The 19,886-nt window shown below is 73.1% G+C and carries 20 protein-coding genes; 4 read left to right on the plus strand and 16 right to left on the minus strand.

The annotated features are described in order from the left end of the window. Nucleotides 1–44 precede the first annotated feature (44 nt). Nucleotides 45–1,454 carry a MocR-like pyridoxine biosynthesis transcription factor PdxR gene (locus Actkin_RS14085; protein ID WP_258907524.1) on the plus strand — a complete coding sequence of 470 codons (1,410 nt, stop codon included), beginning with the start codon at nt 45–47 and terminating at the stop codon, nt 1,452–1,454. On the opposite strand, the gene Actkin_RS14090 is transcribed toward Actkin_RS14085, so the two are convergent. The 6 genes from Actkin_RS14090 to Actkin_RS14115 form a co-directional block, all read right to left on the minus strand. Continuing rightward, entirely contained in the window at nt 1,432–2,901 is a 1,470-nt protein-coding gene (locus Actkin_RS14090; protein WP_258907526.1) for a PQQ-dependent sugar dehydrogenase, read from the minus strand. The genes Actkin_RS14085 and Actkin_RS14090 overlap by 23 nt on opposite strands. 61 nt (nt 2,902–2,962) lie before the next feature. Then, the gene (locus Actkin_RS14095) at nt 2,963–4,390 is read right to left on the minus strand and encodes a DUF4153 domain-containing protein (RefSeq protein ID WP_258907527.1); all 1,428 of its coding nucleotides are present in this window, start codon (nt 4,388–4,390) and stop codon (nt 2,963–2,965) included. 661 nt (nt 4,391–5,051) lie between these two features. Further along, a complete protein-coding gene (locus Actkin_RS14100) occupies nt 5,052–6,074 on the minus strand; it encodes a HAMP domain-containing sensor histidine kinase (protein ID WP_229787685.1) in 1,023 nt (340 codons plus the stop codon). Continuing rightward, a complete protein-coding gene (locus Actkin_RS14105; RefSeq protein ID WP_189213892.1) occupies nt 6,071–6,745 on the minus strand; it encodes a response regulator transcription factor in 675 nt (224 codons plus the stop codon). Before Actkin_RS14105 ends, Actkin_RS14100 begins: the two co-directional genes overlap by 4 nt. Before the next feature lie 63 nt (nt 6,746–6,808). After that, the gene (locus Actkin_RS14110; RefSeq protein WP_189213893.1) at nt 6,809–7,345 is read right to left on the minus strand and encodes a vitamin K epoxide reductase family protein; all 537 of its coding nucleotides are present in this window, start codon (nt 7,343–7,345) and stop codon (nt 6,809–6,811) included. Continuing rightward, nucleotides 7,342–8,073 (minus strand): DsbA family protein, encoded by a 732-nt coding sequence (locus Actkin_RS14115; RefSeq protein WP_189213894.1) that lies wholly within the window; start codon nt 8,071–8,073, stop codon nt 7,342–7,344. The genes Actkin_RS14110 and Actkin_RS14115 overlap by 4 nt, the downstream gene beginning before the upstream one ends. Nucleotides 8,074–8,160: 87 nt before the next feature. Between Actkin_RS14115 and Actkin_RS14120 the strand changes: the two genes are divergently transcribed. Next, nucleotides 8,161–9,030 (plus strand): exodeoxyribonuclease III, encoded by an 870-nt coding sequence (locus Actkin_RS14120; protein WP_396122969.1) that lies wholly within the window; start codon nt 8,161–8,163, stop codon nt 9,028–9,030. 85 nt (nt 9,031–9,115) lie between these two features. Then, complete coding sequence (locus tag Actkin_RS14125; protein WP_258907529.1) at nt 9,116–9,985, plus strand: NAD(P)-dependent oxidoreductase; 870 nt, start codon at nt 9,116–9,118, stop codon at nt 9,983–9,985. Here the strand turns inward: Actkin_RS14125 and Actkin_RS14130 are convergent. The 4 genes from Actkin_RS14130 to Actkin_RS14145 form a co-directional block, all read right to left on the minus strand. Continuing rightward, a complete protein-coding gene (locus Actkin_RS14130) occupies nt 9,964–10,389 on the minus strand; it encodes a PPOX class F420-dependent oxidoreductase (RefSeq protein ID WP_258907530.1) in 426 nt (141 codons plus the stop codon). The genes Actkin_RS14125 and Actkin_RS14130 overlap by 22 nt on opposite strands. A gap of 54 nt (nt 10,390–10,443) precedes the next feature. Then, nucleotides 10,444–11,286, minus strand: a complete 843-nt coding sequence (locus Actkin_RS14135; protein ID WP_189213898.1) for a hypothetical protein — start codon at nt 11,284–11,286, stop codon at nt 10,444–10,446. 98 nt (nt 11,287–11,384) lie between these two features. Beyond that, nucleotides 11,385–12,383, minus strand: a complete 999-nt coding sequence (locus Actkin_RS14140) for a methyltransferase (RefSeq protein WP_258907532.1) — start codon at nt 12,381–12,383, stop codon at nt 11,385–11,387. 9 nt (nt 12,384–12,392) lie between these two features. Next, the gene (locus tag Actkin_RS14145) at nt 12,393–12,857 is read right to left on the minus strand and encodes a PhzA/PhzB family protein (protein WP_229787689.1); all 465 of its coding nucleotides are present in this window, start codon (nt 12,855–12,857) and stop codon (nt 12,393–12,395) included. Nucleotides 12,858–12,976: 119 nt separating this feature from the next. On the opposite strand from Actkin_RS14145, the gene Actkin_RS14150 reads away from it, so the two are divergent. Then, a complete protein-coding gene (locus Actkin_RS14150; protein ID WP_258907533.1) occupies nt 12,977–13,813 on the plus strand; it encodes a PhzF family protein in 837 nt (278 codons plus the stop codon). Here Actkin_RS14150 and Actkin_RS14155 read toward each other — a convergent pair. The 6 genes from Actkin_RS14155 to Actkin_RS14180 form a co-directional block, all read right to left on the minus strand. Beyond that, the gene (locus Actkin_RS14155) at nt 13,810–14,391 is read right to left on the minus strand and encodes a pyridoxal 5'-phosphate synthase (protein WP_258907534.1); all 582 of its coding nucleotides are present in this window, start codon (nt 14,389–14,391) and stop codon (nt 13,810–13,812) included. The two genes, Actkin_RS14150 and Actkin_RS14155, sit on opposite strands and share 4 nt — an antisense overlap. Nucleotides 14,392–14,452: 61 nt before the next feature. Further along, nucleotides 14,453–15,811, minus strand: a complete 1,359-nt coding sequence (locus tag Actkin_RS14160; protein WP_189213901.1) for a GH1 family beta-glucosidase — start codon at nt 15,809–15,811, stop codon at nt 14,453–14,455. A 26-nt stretch (nt 15,812–15,837) separates the two neighbouring features. Then, on the minus strand, nt 15,838–17,010 hold the full coding sequence (locus Actkin_RS14165; protein ID WP_258907536.1) for an ABC transporter substrate-binding protein: 1,173 nt from the start codon (nt 17,008–17,010) through the stop codon (nt 15,838–15,840). 60 nt (nt 17,011–17,070) lie between these two features. Continuing rightward, nucleotides 17,071–17,982 carry an MBL fold metallo-hydrolase gene (locus Actkin_RS14170; protein WP_258907537.1) on the minus strand — a complete coding sequence of 304 codons (912 nt, stop codon included), beginning with the start codon at nt 17,980–17,982 and terminating at the stop codon, nt 17,071–17,073. A gap of 54 nt (nt 17,983–18,036) precedes the next feature. Further along, nucleotides 18,037–18,711 (minus strand): response regulator, encoded by a 675-nt coding sequence (locus Actkin_RS14175; RefSeq protein WP_189213903.1) that lies wholly within the window; start codon nt 18,709–18,711, stop codon nt 18,037–18,039. Between the two features lie 63 nt (nt 18,712–18,774). Further along, on the minus strand, nt 18,775–19,848 hold the full coding sequence (locus Actkin_RS14180; protein ID WP_258907538.1) for a sensor histidine kinase: 1,074 nt from the start codon (nt 19,846–19,848) through the stop codon (nt 18,775–18,777). Nucleotides 19,849–19,886: the final 38 nt, after the last annotated feature.

The following is a 19,886-nucleotide window of genomic DNA, read 5'->3' on the forward strand; positions in this document are numbered from 1 at the left end:
GACCAGCATGTCCGAGATTGGTTCTGGCGGTATGGTCCATTCCGATGACTGTTCCCAGGACCAATTTCGCCCAAGACCTGGTCCTCGACCTGCGCCGCGGCGACGGCCCGCTGCACCGGCAGATCGAGACCGCGCTGCGCGCGGGCATCCGGTCCGGGCGGCTGGCCGCGGGCACCGCGCTGCCGCCGACCCGCGCGCTCGCCGCCGATCTCGGCGTCTCCCGGGGGGTCGTGGTCGAGGCCTACCAGCAACTCGTCGCCGAGGGGTACCTGACCAGCCGGATGGGCGGCTACACCCACGTCGCCGCGGTCACCGCGACCGCGCCGTCGCCGGGTCCCGTCCGGCAGCCGCCCCTGCCCTACGACTTCGGCTACGGCCGCGCCGACGTCACTCGCTTCCCGCGCGCGGCGTGGCTGCGGTCCGTGCGCCGGGTGCTCACCGAGGCCCCCGCCGACCGGTTCGGCTACCTCAGCGGGCGCGGGATGCCCGAGCTGCGGGAAGCGCTGGCCGACTACCTCAACCGCGCCCGCGGCACCGCGGCGCACCCGGACAACATCGTCGTCTGCTCCGGCTACGCGCAGGGCATCGCGCTGCTGCTGCAGGTCCTGGCCGTGCGCGGCGCGCGGCGGCTCGCCGTCGAGGACCCGTCGGCCGACGACGACGCCCGCCCGATCGCGGCCAGCCTCGGCATGGAGATCGTGGGCGTCCCGGTCGACGAGGGCGGCGTGCGGGTCGACGAGCTGGCCAAGCGCTCGGCGGACGCGCTGATCCTCACCCCGGCCCACCAGTGGCCGACCGGCGGCGTCCTGCCCGCCGACCGCCGCGCCGCCGTGCTGCGCTGGGCCGGCGAGCACGACGCGATCGTCATCGAGGACGACTACGACGCCGAGTACCGCTACGACCGCCCCGCGCTCGGCGTCCTGCAGGGCCTGGCGCCCGATCGCGTGGTCTACGCGGGCTCGGCCAGCAAGACACTCGCCCCCGGCATGCGGCTGGGCTGGCTTGCCCTGCCCGCGCACCTGGTCGACGCCGTGGCCGCTGCCAAGCTCGCCGCCGACCGCGGCGCGCCCGCCCTGGACCAGCTCACCTTCGCCGACTTCCTCGCCCGCGGTGAGTTCGACCGCCACCTGCGGCGCATGCGCCCGATCTACCGCGGCCGCCGGGACGTCCTGCTGTCGGCGCTGCGGGAGCGGCTGCCCGACTTCGACCCCGTCGGGATCTCCGCGGGCCTGCACCTCGTCGCGTGGCTGCCGCCGGGGCTGGGCGAGCAGGACACGATCGCCGCCGCGCGCACGGCGGGCGTGGGCGTCGGGGGAGTGGGCCCGTACCGGATCGCGCCGTCGGGGCGCGGCGGGCTGATCTTCGGGTACGCCACCCTCAACGAGCGCGCCGTCCGGGCCGGGATCGACGCGCTCGCGAGGGTGCTGGACGTCAGCGGCACGCGCCGCCGTTGAGGCTGAATGCCGCGGGCGGGCTGTTGGCCCCGGTGCGCGAGCCCAGGAATCCGAACTGGACGGACGCGCCCGGGGCGATGGCCGCGTTCCAGTCGGCGTTGCCCGCGGTGACGGCCGCGCCCTCCTGGCGGACGGTCGCGTTCCACGCCTGCGTGACCCGTTGGCCGTCGCCGAACGACCAGACCAGCGACCACGCGGACACCGGCTCGGCCCCGGTGTTGGTGACGGTCACCTCGGCGTGGAAGCCGGTGCCCCACTGGGTCACCAGCCGGTAGTCGACCGCGCAGGACGGCTGCGTCGCCGTGGAGCGGAACGACACCTTGTGCAGCTGGCCGGGCAGGTCGTTGACCAGGTAGATCTCGCCGTCGGCGTCGGTGCCGAAGCTGGTCGGCTGGATGGGCAGCTCGCCGATGCGCGCGTGGGTGTGGGTGCCGTCGGGATTGGCGCGGATCGCGAACGCCGGGTTCGTGCAGTAGTCCGACGCGAGGTAGACGCCGTCGGCGATGTCGGCGAACCGCGAGCCCCGGTAGACCACGCCGCCGATGACGGCACAGCCTTCGACCGAGGTCCGGTAGGTGAACACGGGGTCTACATAGGACTCGCCCGCGCGGCAGCGGGAGGCGTCGAACACCTCGGTGCCCTCCCGGCACGACCAGCCGAGGTTCGCGCCCGCCTGGTCGGCGCGCAGGTGGTCGACCTCCTCCAGGGTGCCCTGGCCCACGTCGGCGATCCACAGCGAGTCGTCGGCGGGGTCGAAGGAGAAGCGCCACGGGTTGCGCAGGCCGTACGCCCAGATCTCCGGCCGCGCGCCCGCGACGCCGACGAACGGGTTGTCGGCGGGCACGCAGTAGAGCGGGCAGCTCACGTCCAGGCGCAGGATCTTGCCGAGCAGCGTGTCGAGCCGCTGGCCCGCGTCGAACGGGTCGCCCGCGTCGCCGCCGTCGCCGATGCCCCAGTACAGCAGGCCGTCGCCGTCGAAGGCGAGCTGGCCGCCGTTGTGGTTGGCGTAGGTGGCGTGGTCCTGGCTCAGCAGCTCGGTCAGCGTGCCGTCGGCGTGGCGGGCGAGGGTGACGGCGTTGTCGGACGCGCGCGTGTAGGCCAGGTAGAGCGTCTGGTCGGTGGCGTAGCCGGGCGACGGCGCGATGCCGAGCAGGCCGCGCTCGTTGCCGCTGACGCTGACGTGGGCGGTGATGTCGATCAGCGGCTCGGCGGCCAGTCCGGTCTGCGGGTGGTAGACCCGCACGGTGCCCGCCTTCTCGGTGATGAACAGCCTGCCGCTGCCGTCGTCTGGCGCGGCGATCGCCGTCGGCCGCTTGAGTCCGAACGCGACCTGCGTCGTCTCCACGGTCAGCGTCGGCAGGTCGGCGGCTTGGGCCTGGGGGACCGTCACCGCGGCCGCGCCGATGACGACCGCGGTCAGCGCGGCCCTGCGCATGCTTCGTCGCATGTCCACTCCTGTCCTGTTGGGAGCGCTCCCAGACTGGCCGGTGGAAGTTGCTCTGTCAACCTTATGTTTCGCAGGCGTGGGGGCGGAGCAGGAGATCGCGGGCGGCGGCGCGGGCCCAGTTCCACTCGGTCGGGCTGTCGTCGGTGAGGCGGGCGGCGTGGGGGAGGAGCACGCACGCGCGGACGGGCTCGGGCAGGTCGGCGAGCGCGGGGACGGCGTCGGCGGAGAGGGCGCCCAGGTAGGCGGTGTCGATGCGGCCGGTGTCGGCGTAGCGCTGGACGTTCCACCGGGCGATGAACGCTTCCGGATTGAGGACGACCAGCCCGAGCAGCGCGGCGAGCCCGCTGCCCAGCACCGCGCGCGGCAGCCATGCCGCCGCGAGACGCCTGCCCGCGGCGAGCACCATCAGGCACACCAGGCCGAGCCACAGCTCGGCGACGCCGACGAGCAGACGCAGGACCGTGAAGCCGTAGGTCTCCTGGTAGAGCCACAAGCGGGTGAGCGCGGACGCGACGATCACCAGGGTGGCGGCGGTCAGCCCGCCGAGCAGCCCACGCAGCCAGCCCCGCTCGACGGCGGTGCGCCGCGGCGCGACCCGGGCGGCGATCGCGATGACGGCGAGCGTGAGGGCGGTGACGGCGAGGAGCTGCCAGAACCCGGACCGGGCGTACTGGGCGTAGGTCAGGCCGGAGGTGCGGGTGACATAGGCGTCCCCACCGAAGAGGGCGGCCACCTGCACGCCGATGAAGAGGGCGAACAGCATCAGCAGGACGTTCACCGGCAGCGCCCACTCCACCAGCCGCACGCGCTTGACCGGCCGCCCCACCCGCGCTGGCGCGCCCCGGTGATACGCCGCCCCCGCCAGCAACACGACCACGACGAGAAACACCACCACCGACGGCCCGGGAACCCCGGAGAAGTCCGGAACCAGCGACGACACCACCTCGGCGAACGCCGCGTCCGCCGCCGCGAACAAGGCCCCGAACACCAGCACCAACACCGCCCCGACCCCCACCGCGGCCCAGATCCGCACCCCGCCTTGACGACTGCGCACCGCGACCCAAACCCCCACCACGAGCCGAGGCCACGACAGCAGCCCCGACCCCCACACGGCGACCGACCCCCGGGCAAGCTCACCGGCGGACCGTCCACCCGCGACACTCAACGACAGGCACACCGCCGCCCCCACCACGCAGAACCCGAACAACCACCCGGCATCCCGAACCGCCCCGGCAACCCCGAGCCCGACGGCGAGCACCAACCACCCTGCCTGCATCTGCCTGCGCTCGGCGATCCGGCCAAGCACGACGATCGCGCAGGCGACGACCGCCACCGCCAACGTCCACCCGAGCCCGACTTTCCCGATGGGGACCAGCATCGCCGCGACAATCCCGCCTGCGCCGACAACTCCCAGCACGGCCCGGGAGGCGGGCGTGGCCCACTCCCGATCGGGGGTGGTCAGCTGGCCGATGGAAACGGATTCAGACATGGCTCTCCCGTGAGCGCTATTCGAGGAATGGATTGGTGCAGGGGAAATGTATGGAGATGGGCGCAACCGACGAGTCTGCTATGGACTCCGGAGAACCCTGGGATGACCGAGAAGGACGGGGATCGGGCTTACGTGAACGGCGTGCTGGTGGTGGTGGGCGGGGTGGTGTGTGCCGGGGAGGGGGAGGAGGAGAGAGAGGGTGAGGGCAGGGGGAGGGAGGGTGAGGGCAGGGAGGGCAGGGCAGGGAGGGCAGGGCAGGGAGGGAGGGTGAGAGCAGGAGGAGGGAGGGTGAGGGCAGGGAGGGCAGGGCGAGAGATTGTTCGTGTTCTGTGGTGGGTGGGATGTGGGTGGTCCCGGCTGGAGCAGCTGGGGTTTCGATCAGTAGTGGTCGCGGTGGTGTCGTGTGGCCTTAGTAGGTGGGTTGTGGATTGGGTGGATGTGGCCCGGGTGGGTGGGCTGTGGTCGTGGTGGGTGTGGGCGTGGCTTTGGTGGGGTGCAGCTGTGGTCTTGGTGAGTGGACTGTGGTCGCGGTGGTGCACTGCGGCCGTGGTGGGTGTGGCTGCGGCCTCGGCGGAGGGCGATTCCTGCGCCCGGTGCGGGCAGGGCGGTGGTGCGCGGTGGCCAGCCCTCTGCCTACGCGCCTGCCTAGGGCTACGCGCCCTCAGGCGGGGAGGGTTACCCGGATTCGGCAGCCGCGCGTGGAGTCGATCACGCCAATGGTTCCGCCGTGAAGGTCTACCGCCCAGCGTGCGATGGAGAGGCCAAGGCCGGTGCCGCCGCCGGAGGCTCGGTCGCCTCGGGTGAAGCGGCCGAAGACCTGGGCGCGTTCCTCGACGGCGATGCCGGGGCCGTCGTCGGCGACCTCGAGGGTGAGGCCGGTGGGGCCCATGGTCGCCGTGACGCGGACCTCGCCGTCGGCGGGGCCGTGGCGGACGGCGTTGTCCAGGAGGTTGGCCAGGACCTGGTGCAGGCGTTCCGGGTCGGCCCGGACCACGGCGGCGGAGGGTTCGACCGAGACGCGGAAGGTCGGGGTGCGGGCGGTGGCCGCGGCGTTGACCTCGGCCTCGGCGACCACGTCGGCCAGCAGGGGTGCGACGGCCACCGGTTCCAGGCGCAGGGGGTGGGCGCCCGCGTCGATGCGGGACAGGTCCAGCAGCTCGGTCACCAGCCTGCCCAGCCGCTCCGTCTGGGCGAGGGCCGTGCGCAGGGTCGCCGGGTCAGCCGGGCTGACACCGTCGACGACGTTCTCCAGCACCGCGTGCAGGGCGGCGATCGGGGTGCGCAGCTCATGGGAGACGTTGGCGATCAGCTCGCGGCGGGTGCGGTCGACGTCGGCGAGGTCGGCGCTCATCTGGTTGAACGCGCGGCCCAGCTCGCCGACCTCGTCGCGGGCGGTGACGCGGATGCGGCGCGAGTAGTCGCCGCGGGCCATCGCGCGGGCGGCGGCCGTCATCTCGCGCAGCGGACGGGTCATGCCGTGCGCCAGGATCTGCGAGGTCAGCAGCGCGCCGATGATCGCGGTGACCGACGTGGTCGGCGGGATCCAGCCGATCATCAGCCAGAAGTACGCCAGCGCTGCCCCGCCCGAGGCGACCAGCAGGATGCCGAGCTTCAGCTTGATCGACCGCACCGGGTCGAGCGGCCGGGGCAGCAGCTCCACCAGCGCCGACAGCCGGGCCCTCACCGGGCCACCTCCAGCGCGTACCCCACGCCGTGGACGGTGCGGATCAGGTCCGCGCCCAGCTTCCGCCGCAGGGCCTTGATGTGGCTGTCGACCGTGCGGGTCCCCGCCGCGTCCGTCCAGTTCCAGATCTCGGCGAGCAGCCGCTCCCGGGGCTGCACCGCGCGCGGGCGGGCAGCGAGGTAGGCCAGCAGCTCGAACTCGATGGGCGTCAGGTGCGCCTCCACCCCCGCGCGCCGCACCCGCCGCTCCACCGGGTCCACCTCGAGGTCGCCGACGACGAGCGGCCCCGTGGTGCTCGCCGCCCGCTCGACCCGCCGCAGCAGGGCGTGCACGCGGGCGGCGAGCTCGCGGATCGAGAACGGCTTGGTCAGGTAGTCGTCCGCGCCGACGGCGAGGCCGATCAGCATGTCGGTCTCGTCGTCGCGGGCGGTCAGCATGAGCACGGGCACCGGCCGCTCGGCCTGCACCCTGCGGCACACCTCCAGGCCGTCGAAGCCGGGCAGCATGACGTCCAGCACGATGAGGTCCGGCGGGTTCGCCTGGGCGGCGGCCACCCCGGACGGCCCGTCGCTGGCCACCTCGACGGTGAACCCCTCGGCCCGCAGCCGCGCCGCGACGGACTCCGCGATGGTCTTCTCGTCCTCGACCACCAGCACTCGCCTGTTGCCCATGCAGCCGACTCTAAGCAGGGGTTGTGGGCGGCCCCGGGGCGAGGTGTGAAGGTTGTGTGCGCGTCAGCTCGTCCAGAAGTCCCAGAACGCCTGCAGGATCAGCGCCACGATCACCACGTACCAGAGCGCGAGGATCACGCTGTGCACCCGCCGCAGCGACGGCAGCGCGAAGGTGTCGAGCAGCGTGTACCAGAACAGCGGGGCCATCACCGCCCACACGACCATGCAGTACGGGCACAGCGCCCGGATGTCGTACAGGCTGGCGAAGATCAGCCAGTGCACGAACAGCAGGCCGAGCGCGGTCCCGACGAGCATGCCCAGCCGGAACCACCTCGGCGGGGTGAACCCGGTCAGCCCGACCACGCCCACGGTGACCACGACCGCGAACGCGGCGATGCCGATCAGCGGGTTGGGGAACCCGAACGCGGCGGCCTGCGGGCTCTCCATCACCGAGCCGCACGAGACCACCGGGTTGATCGAGCACAGCGGGACGTGCGTCGGGTCGGCGAGCACGGCCAGCCGCTCCAGGATCAGCGCGACGGCCGCGACCAGGCCGATGCCGCCGCCGACGACGTAGAGCCAGGCGAGCGCCCGGCTCACTCCGCCAGCTCCGCGTCGATCCGCTCGCGCAGCTGCCGCTCGACGTCGGCGTAGGTCTCCCCGGTCGGCTCGAACAGCTGCCCGCCGACGAAGATCGACGGCGTGCCGGACACCCCGGCGGCCTTGCCGTCGGCGATGTCCTTGTCGATGCGCGCCTGCACCTCCGGCGAGGCCAGGTCGGCGGTGAACTTCGCGACGTCGAGGCCGCTGGCCTCGGCGTAGCCGCGGAACAACTCGGTGGCGCGCTCGACGTCGTCGCTGACGGCCTGCCCGTCGGGGGCGAGTGCCCACTCGTTGTAGTTCTCGTACAGCGCGCGGTACATCTCCCGGAACTTGCCCTGCAGGGCCGCGGCCTCCGCCGCCCGGGCGGCGGGCATCGCCAGCGGGTGCATGTCCAGCGGGTAGTTGCGCACCACGAAGGTGATCTTGCCTGCGTAGTCCTGCTCGATCTTGCTGGTGACGGTCTTGTAGTACTGCTCGCAGGCCGGGCACTGGTAGTCCAGGAACTCCACGACCGTCACCGCGCCGTCGGGCGCCTCGGTGAGCGTGTGGCTCCCCTCGGGCGCGAGCACCGACGCGGGCACCGCGCCCTCGTCGGAGCCGGAGTTCTTGAACAGCAGGATCCCGCCGACGACCAGGACAGCCACGACCACCACGACGGCGGTCAGGATCACGTTGAGGGACACCCCGCGCCGGGCGGCGGTCACGGGGTTCTTGCTGCGCGTCATCTCTGGGGGTCCACCTCGGCGTCGACAGTACCTGCACCTGAGTAGTCGGACGGGTCGGCGCGGGAGTTCCCGGCTACGGTGGGGCGCGTGCGGATCGCCACCTGGAACGTCAACTCGGTCAAGCAGCGCGTCCCCCGGCTCCTGCCCTGGCTCGACCAGCGCGCCCCCGACGTGGTCTGCCTCCAGGAGACCAAGCTCTCCGACGAGGCGTTCGCCGAACTGCTGTCGGCGGAGTTCGCCGCCCGCGGCTACGAGGTCGCCGCGCACGGCGAGGGCCAGTGGAACGGGGTCGCCCTGCTGTCGCGGGTCGGCCTGGACGACGTGGTCGTCGGGCTGCCCGGCGGGCCCGGGTTCCCGCACCAGGAGGCCAGGGCGATCTCCGCGACGTGTGGCGGCCTGCGGGTCTATTCGGTGTATGTGCCCAACGGGCGCGTGCCCGACTCCGACCACTACCGCTACAAGCTGGAGTGGCTCGCCGCCCTGACCCGGGACGTCGCCCCGCACGCGGACTCTGCGGTGGTGTGCGGGGACGTGAACATCGCCCCGACCGACGCCGACGTGTTCGACCCGGCCGCCTACGCGGGCCACACCCACGTCACCGGGCCCGAGCGGGCCGCGCTCGCCGCGTTGCAGGACCTCGGCCTGCACGACGTCGTGCGCGAGCGGTGGCCGGACGAGCGCGTCTTCTCCTACTGGGACTACCGCGCGGGCATGTTCCACCAGAACCTGGGCATGCGCATCGACCTGATCCTGGCCGCGACGCCGCTGCGCGACCGGGTGCGGGCGGCCTGGGTCGACCGGCACGCGCGCAAGGGCGCCAAGCCCAGCGACCACGCGCCGGTGATCGTCGACCTCGACGAGGCGCCCGACGGCGACATCGGCCCGGTCGTGCCGCCGCCGTCGGTGGGGGCGCCGCGGCGCGGGAAGCGGCTGCCGCAGTCCGACATCGCGGGCTGAGCCCGTGCGCCGACCCTCAGCCGATCGTGCGCGGCGTGGGTGAGTGTGGTCTCGACAGCAAGAGACCACGACAGCAAGGGCGATCATGACGAAGCAGCTGACCCTGATCGGACTCGGACCGATGGGGCAGGCCATGGTGGGGCGCTACCTCGACGCGGGCTACCGGGTCACGGTGTGGAACCGGACGGCGAGCCGGGCGGACGGGCTGGTCGCGCGGGGCGCGGTGCGCGCGGAGACGGCGGCCGACGCCGTGGCCGCGAACAAGCTCGTGCTCCTGAGCCTCACCGACTACAAGGCGATGTACGACATCCTCGACGGCGTCGACGTGGCGGGACGCGTCATCGTCAACCTCAGCTCGGACACCCCGGCCGACTCGGTCAAGGCGGCGGCCTGGCTCGCCGAGCGCGGCGCCGAACTCGTCGTCGGCGGGGTGATGGTCCCGGCCCAGCTGGTGGGCGAGGAGCCCGCCTACGTCTTCTACAGCGGGCCGCGGGCGGTCTTCGACGAGCACGTCGAGACCCTGCGGGTCATCGGCAGGCCGGACTACATGGGCGCGGAGCACGGGCTGGCGCAGCTGTTCTACCAGGCCCAGCTCGACGTGTTCCTGACCAGCCTCGCGGTGACCCTGCACGCGAGCGCGCTCATCGAGGCGGCGGGCGTCGACCCGAAGGTGCTCGGCCCCTACCTGGCCGAGACGTTCACGACGATGCCGATGTACTTCGAGGAGACCTTCGAGCACATCGCCCGGGGGGAGCACCCGGGCGACGAGGCGAACATCCTGATGATGGGCGCGACCGCCGAGCACGTCGTCGGCGCCAGCGAGCAGGCGGGCGTGGACACCGCGCTCCCCGCCGCGGTGGCGTCGCTGTACGAGCGGGCGATCGCGGCGGGGCGCGGGCGGGAGAGCTGGACGGCCCTCTACGACGTGATCCGTCAGCGCACGCTGGTGCCGTAGTGGCGGTCGATGCGCAGCCGTAGCACCAGCCGCTTCTCGGCGACCATGGCGGCGCGGTACTCGTCCCAGTCGGGGTGCTCGCCGCTGATGTCCCGGTAGAGCTGGACCAGTTCGTCGACGGCGGCGTCGTCGGGGGACGCCGCCACGGCGGAGAACTCGGCGGTGCCTTCCACCACCAGGAAGCGCCAGCCGTCCTCGCTGGTGACGTAGTAGGAGGCGCGGGGATCGCGGCGCAGGTTCGCGGTCTTGGCGCGGTCGGCGGTCACCGAGACGCGCAGGGTCGCCGACTCGGCGTCGTAGTGGTGGATCACGTTGGACAGCTGGGGCCTGCCGTCCTTCTTCAGGGTGACGAGCGCCCCGATGCGGCGGGTGCGGAGCAGGTCCAGCGCGGTGTCGTCGGTCATGACCGACCCCAACGCGCCGGACCCGCACCGTGTTCCTTCACGGACGTGCTCTGCTCACCTGCGGCCGCCGAGGCCCAGCCAGCCCCTGCGGTGGTGCTGCTCGTCGACGGCGGTCTCGTCGCGGGCGGCCTGCTCGTAGACGTCGTCCCGGCTCATGTCGGTGCTGGCGCGGTGCTTGCCGCCCGCGTCGTCACGGGCGATCCGGGTGTCGTCGTCGTGCAGGGTGTCGCCGCTCCGGACGTCACCACGGAGACTTTCACCGCCGAGGTAGTCACGGCGGACGGTGTCGCCGCGCAGGCTGTCCTCGCGGACCTCACCTTCGGGCGCCGGGCGGACGTCACGCTCGCGGGTGACGCGGGTGTCGTCGTCGTGCAGGGCGCGGTACTGCTCGGGCACCTCGGCGACCACACGGCCCGTCCCCGCGGTGAACCGGCCCAGCGCCACCGCCGCCAGGAACACGATCAGCGTGCCGAGGCCGAGGTGGTAGATCAGCTCGATGACGCCGCGCCCGGCCGGGGAGTCGGCGATCGGCTGGCCGGTGATGGGCCTGCCGCCGTTCCACATCGAGCTGATCGTCGGCCCGAGGACGAACCAGGCCCCGCCCAGCGCGGCCAGCCATCCCCACAGGACCCCGCCCGCGCTGTGCTTGCTGGCGATGAGTCCGAGCCCGGCCAGCGCGACGAGCAGGCCGGGCAGGATGTTCAACAGCAGGCGGTCGGCCGTGAACTGCCACGGCCGATCCGTTCCGTACGACAGGCCCAGATAGGGCCCGATCAGCGGGAGCAGCGCTCCCAACAGCCCCAGCAGCACGAGAAGTGTCCCGTTCACCGCTCCCCGCCGCCGGGGCACGCGTCCCACGTCCTCCCGGTGCGTGGTGACGACATCGGCCCTGGTCATCTCGTCGGTCCTCTCGACAGACAATGGGTATGGCGGGGATACCCATCCGGTGGCGGACCGAATCACGCTGAGCTGTCGAGCAGGCCCGTTCGGGTGATTCAGGCCTGCTTCGCGATGATCGCCGAGGTCTCCATCGGCAGGTCCGCCACGCGCTCCACCACCAGGCCCGCGCGCTCCAGCATGCCGACGAAGCGGTCGAGGGTGCGGTGCCTGCCGCCGTTGGTCATGAGCAGGTGCAGGTCCCACAGCGACGGCAGGACGGTCGCGCCCTCGTCGACCACGAGCCGCTCCAGGATGACGACCCGGGCGTCCGGGCCGGACAGCCCGGCCCGGCAGTTCTCGAACAGGCCCACCACGGCCTCGTCGCTCCAGCCGGCCAGGACCCGGCACAGCAGGTAGACGTCGCCGCCCTCGGGCACGGCGGCGAACATGTCGCCGCCGACGACCCGGACCCGGTCGCCGAGGCCCGCGAGCTTCTGCTCGGCGATCGGGGCGACGTGCTCGCGGTCGATGAGCGTGCCGCGGGCGTCCGGGACGGCCGCGAGGATCGTGCCCAGCAGCTGTCCCGCGCCGCCGCCCACGTCGACGACGTGCTTGCCCGCGAAGTCGATGACGTCCGGGACGTAGTCGAAGAACAGGTTGCCCGCCTTCATCGCCGCCTGGAAGCGGTCAGCGGCCTCGGGGCGGCTGTCGAGATAGGTGTAGAGCGGTTCGCCGAAGGCGACGTCCCAGCCCGCGGTGACGGTGCGGACGGCGTGCTCGGCGTGCGCCCAGGCGGTGTAGAACTCCTCGCCGTAGAGCAGGCACATGTCGCGCAGCGTCCCCGGCCGGTCGAGCAGGACGCGCGCGACGTCGGTGTTGCGGTAGCCGGACTCGCCGTCCCCGGCGAACACGCCCATCGCCACCAGCAGGCGCATCAGGCGGTGGACGCCCTCGGGGTCGGCCCCGGTGGCCTCGGCCAGCTCGGCGGTCGTCGCCCGCCCGGCGTCGATGTGGTCGGGCACGCCGAGCTTGACCGCGACGTAGAGGGCCTGGGCCCGCCAGCCGCCGGTGATGATCTCGATGGCGTCCCTGGTCGCGGTGAGATCGGTCTGCACTGGTGCTCCTCAGGTCGGGATGCCGCCTCGGTTGATCACCGGTACCTCGATGCCGAGGGCCCGGAGCTGGTTGAACGGGTTCATGAACTCGCGCTGGCGCGCGATCCGGCCGTCGGCGAACTCGAAGGAGTGGATGAAGTGGTTGCGGTACACCCCGGGCGCGTAGTTGGGGTACCGGATCTCGCCCTCGCCGTCGCACTCGGCCCAGAACCGGTTGGGGTCCTGGGTCTCGAAGACCTCGATGTTGAACCACTTCCAGTCCGGGAACATCCGCAGCGACCACTCGCCGTGCCTGCGCAGCAGCTCGTGGCCCTGGGAGACGACCGGCTCCGGGGTGTCGGCGGTGTAGAGCCCTGCGCTGCCGTCCTCGGTGAACAGCAGGTACCGGGTGAGCCGGGATTCCCCTTGCCTGCTCAGGTAGTCCTCGACCACCGCGCGGTTGCGGCGGCGCAGCTCGATGTCGGTGTCGAACACGCGAACCTCGCTCGGTCGGCGGGAGTGTGACCCAGTTCTAACGATCACCGCTGCGCGGGGTCAACCGGTGTCCAACCGGTCAATCGAGGGGTTGGACGAATCGCGGTAGCGTGCCTGCCATGACCCCCTACACGATCGCCGACGTCTTCACAGACGTTGCCCTGCAAGGCAATCCGGTCGCCGTGTTCACCGAGGCCGACGGCATCCCGGCCGAGCGCATGCAGCGCATCGCCCGGGAGATGAACCTGTCCGAGACGGTCTTCGTGCTCCCGCCGCGGGGCGGCGGCGATGTCCGGGTGCGCATCTTCACCCCGGTCAACGAGCTCCCGTTCGCGGGCCACCCCACGCTGGGCACCGCGATCGTGCTCGGCGAGCGGGCCGACGGCGACGAACTGGTCATGGAGACCGGGATGGGCCCGGTCCCGTTCCGGCTCACCCGGGTCGACGGCGTGGTGCGGTCGGCGTCGATGAGCCAGCCGGTGCCGGTGTGGGAGCCGTACGAGCGCGCGGACCACCTGTTGGCCGCGCTGGGCGTGGAGTCGTCGACGCTGCCGGTCGTGGTCTACCGCAACGGCCCCCGGCACGTCTTCGTCGGGCTGCCGGACGAGCCCGCGCTGGCCGCGCTCCGCCCCGACCTGCTGATGCTGGCGGAGCACGAGGACATGGCGGCCAACTGCTTCGCGCCCGCCGGTCCCCGCTGGCGCACGCGGATGTTCTCCCCGGCCTACGGCGTCGCCGAGGACGCGGCCACCGGATCGGCCGCGGGCCCGTTCGCCCTGCACCTCGCCCGCCACGGCCTTGCCCGCTACGGCGAGCGGGTCGAGATCCTGCAGGGCGTCGAGATGGGCCGTCCGTCCACAATGCACGCGACCGTCACGGGGTCGGACGCCGGTGTCGAACGGGTGGACGTCGCCGGCTCCGCCGTGGTCGTGGCCAGGGGGACGTTCCTCGCCTAGGGCTGCAGTCGGGTCGTGGTCCAGCCGTCGGCGCCGCGGTCGTAGCGCAGACGGCGGTAGAAGCGGTCCGGCTGGTCCTCCCAGAACTCGATGGTGGACAGGGTGATGTGGTAGCCCACCCAGGTCGCGGGCCTGGCGGGCCGCTCGCCGTCGGCCAAGGCGCGCACCCGGGCGCGCAGGCCGTCGGCGTCGGTCAGCGGCGCGCTCTGCCGGGTGGCGACCGACATCGGCAGCACGTGGTCGGGCCGGGCCGCCCACAGCGCGTCCGACTCGGCCGCGGGCATGATCGCCGCGGCCCCCGCCAGGGTGACCTGGCGGCGGTTCTCCCGCCAGTACAGCACTCCCGACGCCCAGCCGGTCGTGGCGATGTCGCGGCCCTTGGGGCTGTCGCTGAAACTGGCGAACACCACGCCGGAGTCGGTCACCCGCAGCAGCTGCACGATCCGGCTGGACGTGCGCGCGTCAGTCCCCGCCGTGGCCAAGGCCAGCGCGCCCGGGTCGGCGAGGCCGGGGACGGCCAGCCACTCGCGCAGCAGGTCGCACGGATTCGCCGCGGGGTTCTCGTACCAGGTCGTCACCAGTCCTGGATAGGCCGGGATTCCCGGCCGGACAAGGGAAACAGCGGCGAAGGTGACCAAGTCACGCCGTGGCCGTGGCCCGGATCAGGTCGCGGTACCACGCGTAGCTGGACTTCGGGGTGCGCTCCAGCGTGGCGTAGTCGACGTGGACCAGCCCGAACCGGGGGCCGTAGCCGTGCGCCCACTCGAAGTTGTCCAGCAGCGACCAGTGGAAGTAGCCCCGCACGTCCACGCCCTGCGCGATGGCGTCGGCCAGCGCCTTGAGGTGGGCGTCGAGGAAGGCGATCCGCTCGGGGTCGTGGAACGGCGGGCCTTGCGGGTCCGGGTAGGCGCAGCCGTTCTCGGTCAGGTAGATCGGCGGCAGGTCCGGATAGCGCCGGACGAGGTCGGTCAGCGCCTCGGTCAGGCCCGCGGGCTCGATCGGCCAGCCCAGGCCGGTGCGCGGCACGTCCGGCAGCCGGGTGAGGTCGACGCCGATGTCGTCGGCGGTGCGCGCGGCCGGGTCCGCGGTCGCCGGGGGAGCGTCGGCGACATGGCGGCGGTAGTAGTAGTTGATGCCGACGTAGTCCAGCGGGACGCCGATGACGTCGAGGTCGCCGTCGCGGCGGAACGACAGGTCGCTGATCGCGCCGAAGGTGTCGGCGTAGTCCGCCGGGTACGCGCCGCCGAACAGCGGCTCGGTGAACTGCCTGCGCAGCAGCAGGTCGAACCGGCGGGCCGCGTCCGCGTCGCCCGGCCCGACCGGCACGGCGGGGGACTGGTTCAGCACGATCCCGAACCGGTGCGACCCCGGCGCCTGCTCGCGCATCGCCCGCACGCCCAGGCCGTGGGCGAGTTGCAGGTGGTGCGCGGCGGCGAGCGAGCCGTGCCCCTCCCGCGCGCCGGGCGCGTGCCTGCCCTCGGCGTACCCGGCGACGGCGGAGACGAAAGGCTCGTTCATCGTCGTCCAGAACCGCACCGAGTCGCCCAGCTCGCCGTGGATGAAGGCGGCGTAGTCGGCGAAGCGGTGGGCGGTGTCGCGGGAGCGCCAGCCGCCCAGGTCCTCCAGCCCCTGCGGCAGGTCCCAGTGGTAGAGGGTGGCGAACGGCTCGATGCCGCGCTCGCGCAGCCCGTCGACGAGGCGTCGGTAGAAGTCCACGCCCCGCCGCTCCGGCGTGCCCCGGCCCGTCGGCTGGACGCGGGGCCAGGAGATCGAGAACCGGTAGGCGCGCACGCCCAGCCCGCTCAGCAGGTCCAGGTCCTCGCGCCAGCGGTGGTAGTGGTCGCAGGCGACCGCGCCGGAGCTGCCGTCCCGGATGGCGCCCGGCGTCGCGGCGAAGGTGTCCCAGATGGACGGACCGCGGCCGTCGTCGGCCGCGCCGCCCTCGATCTGGTAGGCCGAGGTGGCCACGCCCCAGAGGAACCCGTCGGGGAACTGCATGTGGTGTCGCTCCAGGTCAGAAGGGGTCACGTGAGGTCGGTCAGCAGCCGCGCCCACGACTCGTCGGGGGCCTGGCCCTGTTCGACGCGCTGGACGGCCGCGTCGAGGGCGGTCTGGACAGCTGCGGCGTCCGGTCCCCGGTACTGCGGCTTGAGCGACTGGGCGGCCTCGGTGAACAGCACGCCGACGCGGGCGCCGCCGAGCGCGGGATCGGTGCGCCCGGCCAGCGATTGCTCCCCGTACACCGACGGCGTGGACGGGATCCGGCCGTGGCGGGCGAACCGGCGGGCCTGCTGCTCGGGCGCGGTCAGCCAGTCCGCGAGCGCCACGGCGGCCTCCGTCTCGTCGCCCTGCGCGGGCACGGTCAGGTACGAGCCGCCTCGGTTGCCCGCCGTGCCGGGCACGGCGACCACGCCCCACCCGCCCGCGTCCCGCACCGCCGCCAACTGGGAGGCCGAGCAGAGGATGGTCGCGAAGCGGCCCTGCTTGAGCCCTTCGGCCCACTGCTCGGTGCCGGGGCTCAGCCCGGCGGACAGGTCGGCGTCGACGGCCGCCGTGGTGATGGCCCACGCCCGCGCGATGTCCGGGTTGGTGTCCACGACGACGGCGTCCTGGGCGTCGTGGTAGCCGACCGGGGCCTGGTCGATGATCGCGTCCAGCAGCGTGGTGGCCCCGTCCATCCAGCGCACGTCCTCCGGCGCCTGAGCCTGGAACCGCCTGCCCGCCTCGACGTAGGCCTCCCAGGTGGGCCAGTCGGGGGCGTCGACGAGCTCGGCGCGGTAGCAGAGCGCGAGCCCGCCGACCTCGGCGGCGTAGCCGATCTGCCTGCCGTCGCGGCTCAGCGATGCCGTCCACGCCCAGTCCAGCCAGCGCCGCTGGAACGCGCCCGCGGAGTTGAGGTCCACGAAGTGCTCCGGGGTCGCGGTGAACCGGGAGATCAGCTCGGCGTCGACCGCCTCGACGTCCGCGGCGCCCTCCTCGCCAGCCAGGTGCGCGGCGAGGTCGTCGTGGTGCTGGGCGTGGGGCGCCACGCGCTCGACGATGTCGATGTCCGGGTGCGCCTGCTCGTACTCGGCGAACAGGTCGGCGTAGCCGTGGTCGCCGAACAGGCCGACGGTGATCTCGGTCTTGCCCGACCCGCAGGCGACCAGCATCCCGGCGGCGAGCACTCCGACCAGCGCGACGGCTTTCCCAGACACCTGCTTATGGGAGCGCTCCCACCCGGCCGGTGTCAAGTAACGGAAGCATCACGCCTGCCGTCAGACCGCGCAGTGCAGGGGCCCGCCGTTCCAGGTGATGGCGTCGGTGAGCGCGGCGACGAGGTCCACCGGCCGCCCGTCGAGGTCGGCGTAGGCGCGGTGCAGGTTGAGCACGACGCGCTCGGGGTCCGGCCAGTCGGCGAACTCGCCGAGGTCGGCGTCGGTGGCCGCGGCCAGCGGCGACCTGCCCGCCGCCCGGCCCGCCACGGCGGTGGCCTCGATGAAGCGGTAGTACCGCTCGTGCGCGTCGAGGACGGGCGCGAGGTCGTGGATCACCGGCCCGTGCCCGGGGACGACGGTGGCCGCCCCGAAGTCCGCCAGCCACCGCAGCGAGCGCAGCGCGCCCGCGAGCGAGCCCATGAGGATCATCGGCGTGATGCCGTGGAACAGCAGGTCGCCCGCGAAGAGGACCCCGCTGTCGGGCAGCCAGGCGACGACGTCCCCCTCGGTGTGCGCGGCGTACCCGGGGTGCACGAGCTCCACGCGCCGCTCGCCGACGTACAGCGTCAGGGAGCTGTCGACGATCACGGTCGGCGGCCGGACGGTGTCGACCCCGAAGTCCGGCATCGGCGACCAGACCGGCGGGGCCGCGGTCAGCAGCACGTCGGCGAGCAGCCCCTCCCGGGTCTTGGCGTGCCCGGCGATCGCGGTCTCGGCGGGCAGCAGCGCGTTGCCGTAGCAGTGGTCGCCGTGCAGGTGCGTGTTCACCGCGAACCGGATCGGCGCCGGGCCCGCGACCTCCCGCACCGCGGCGAGGAACCGCTCGGTGCGCTTGCGCGTGGCGCAGGTGTCGATCAGCGCGACCTCGTCGCCGTCGCACACCATCCCGGCGTTGTTGATCCACCACGTGCCGTCGGGCTGCACCCACGCGTGCACGCCCTCGCCGATCCCGGTCAGCACACCGTCGCCCACGGGCACCCCTTCCGTCGGGGTGAGGCTACCGGCGGTGGATCTTGGCGGTCGAGATCACCACGACGCGGCCTCCGGGTGCACCAGACCGTGCTCGTAGGCGAACACCACGGCTTGGACGCGGTCGCGCAGGCCCAGCTTCATCAGCACGCGGCCGACGTGGGTCTTGACCGTCGTGGACCCGAGGACGAGCTCGGCGGCGATCTCGGCGTTGGACAGGCCGCGCGCCATCAGCACCAGCACCTCCCGCTCGCGCGGGGTCAGCGCGGCGACGGCGTCGGTGTCGGTGCGGACGGGCGCGTGCCGGGTGAACCGGTGGATCAGCCTGCGGGTCACCGTGGGCGCGAGCAGCGCGTCGCCGGAGGCCACGACCCGCACGCCGTCGACGAGCCGGTCGCAGGGCACGTCCTTGAGCAGGAACCCGCTCGCGCCCGCGCGCAGCGCCTCGTAGACGTACTCGTCGAGGTCGAACGTCGTCAGGATCAGCACCGGGATCGGGTCGGCCACGCCCGGCCCGGCCAGCGCCCTGGTCGCGGTGATGCCGTCCATCCTGGGCATCCGGACGTCCATGATCACCAGGTCGGGCCGGTGCTCGCGGGCCAGCGCCACCGCCTCGGCGCCGTCGCCCGCCTCGGCGACCACCGCGATGTCGGGCTCGGCCTCCAGGATGAGCCGGAATCCCGTGCGCATGAGGGCCTGGTCGTCGGCGAGGAGAACGGAGAGGACGCCCATATCGGCCGCAGCGTAGTCCCGGCCCGGGGGCCGCGATCGGCCCTTCACCCGGCAGTGGGCGGTTCAGCCCTGATAGGGGAGCGTGGCCGTCACCCGGAACTCGCCGGGGTCGTGCCGGATGTCGATCGCGCCGCCCACCAGCGCTGCCCGCTCGCGCATGCCGATGAGGCCGTGGCCGGGGTCGCCGCCACCGCGGCCGGGGCCGTCGTTGCGGACGTCGATGCGCAGTTCGGCGTCGCGGTAGTCCAGATCGACGGTGACCTTGGTCGGCTTGGCGTGCTTGGCGGCGTTCGTCAGGGCCTCCTGCACGATCCGGTACGCGCACAGCTCGACGCCCGCGGGCAGCGGCCGCCGGTTCCCCGCGACGGACAGCCGGACGGGCAGGTCCGCTGCCACGCAGCGGGCGACGAGGTCGTCGAGGTTGTCCAGGCTGGCGTGCGGGGCGAGATCGGCAGGCTCGGTGCGCAGCGCGCCCAGCAGCCTGCGCAGCTCCGCCAGGCTCTCCCGGCCGGACGCCTCCACCTGCGCCAGCGCCGCGTCGGCGCGCCCCGGGTCCGAGGTGACCGCGCGCCGGGCCACCGAGGCGTACAGGACCATGACGCTCACCGTGTGCGCGACGACGTCATGCAGTTCCCGCGCGATCCGGCTGCGCTCGGCCGCCGCCGCGAGCCGGGCGCGGGCCTGCTGCTCCTGCGCGGCCAACTCCCGGTTGGCGCGCTGCTGGTCGCCCAACACCACCGCGGTGCAGTAGAGGATCAGCAGCACCGGGATCCAGGACAGGACGAACCCCGCCACCAGCTCGGCCGCGACCTTGGCGAGCCCGAACCCGACCAGGCACCGCACCGCCACCGACCGGGGCCGCCACGAGCCGACGGTGTAGAGCGCGACCAGGACGCCCGCCTCGCTGATCGCGACGCCCGCCACCGTGCCCGCGACCACGACGGTCCCGACGATCCCCAGCACCGGGACCGGCGCGAGCCGCCGCCAGCCGAGCGGGAGCGTGCTGCCCGCGAGGAACGCCGCCGACCACGCCATCGGCGGCGTGGGGGACTGCACGGCGGCGTTGAACCAGAGGTCGACGGCGAGCAGGACGAGCGCGCCCGTGCTGTCCGCGGTGTTGGGGCGAGCGACGCGCATGGCCCCCAACACTAACGAGCGAACCTGCCCCCGGCCCG

Origin of the sequence: Actinokineospora sp. UTMC 2448 (genome assembly GCF_024760565.1) — a bacterium.
Lineage (GTDB): Bacteria > Actinomycetota > Actinomycetes > Mycobacteriales > Pseudonocardiaceae > Actinokineospora > Actinokineospora fastidiosa.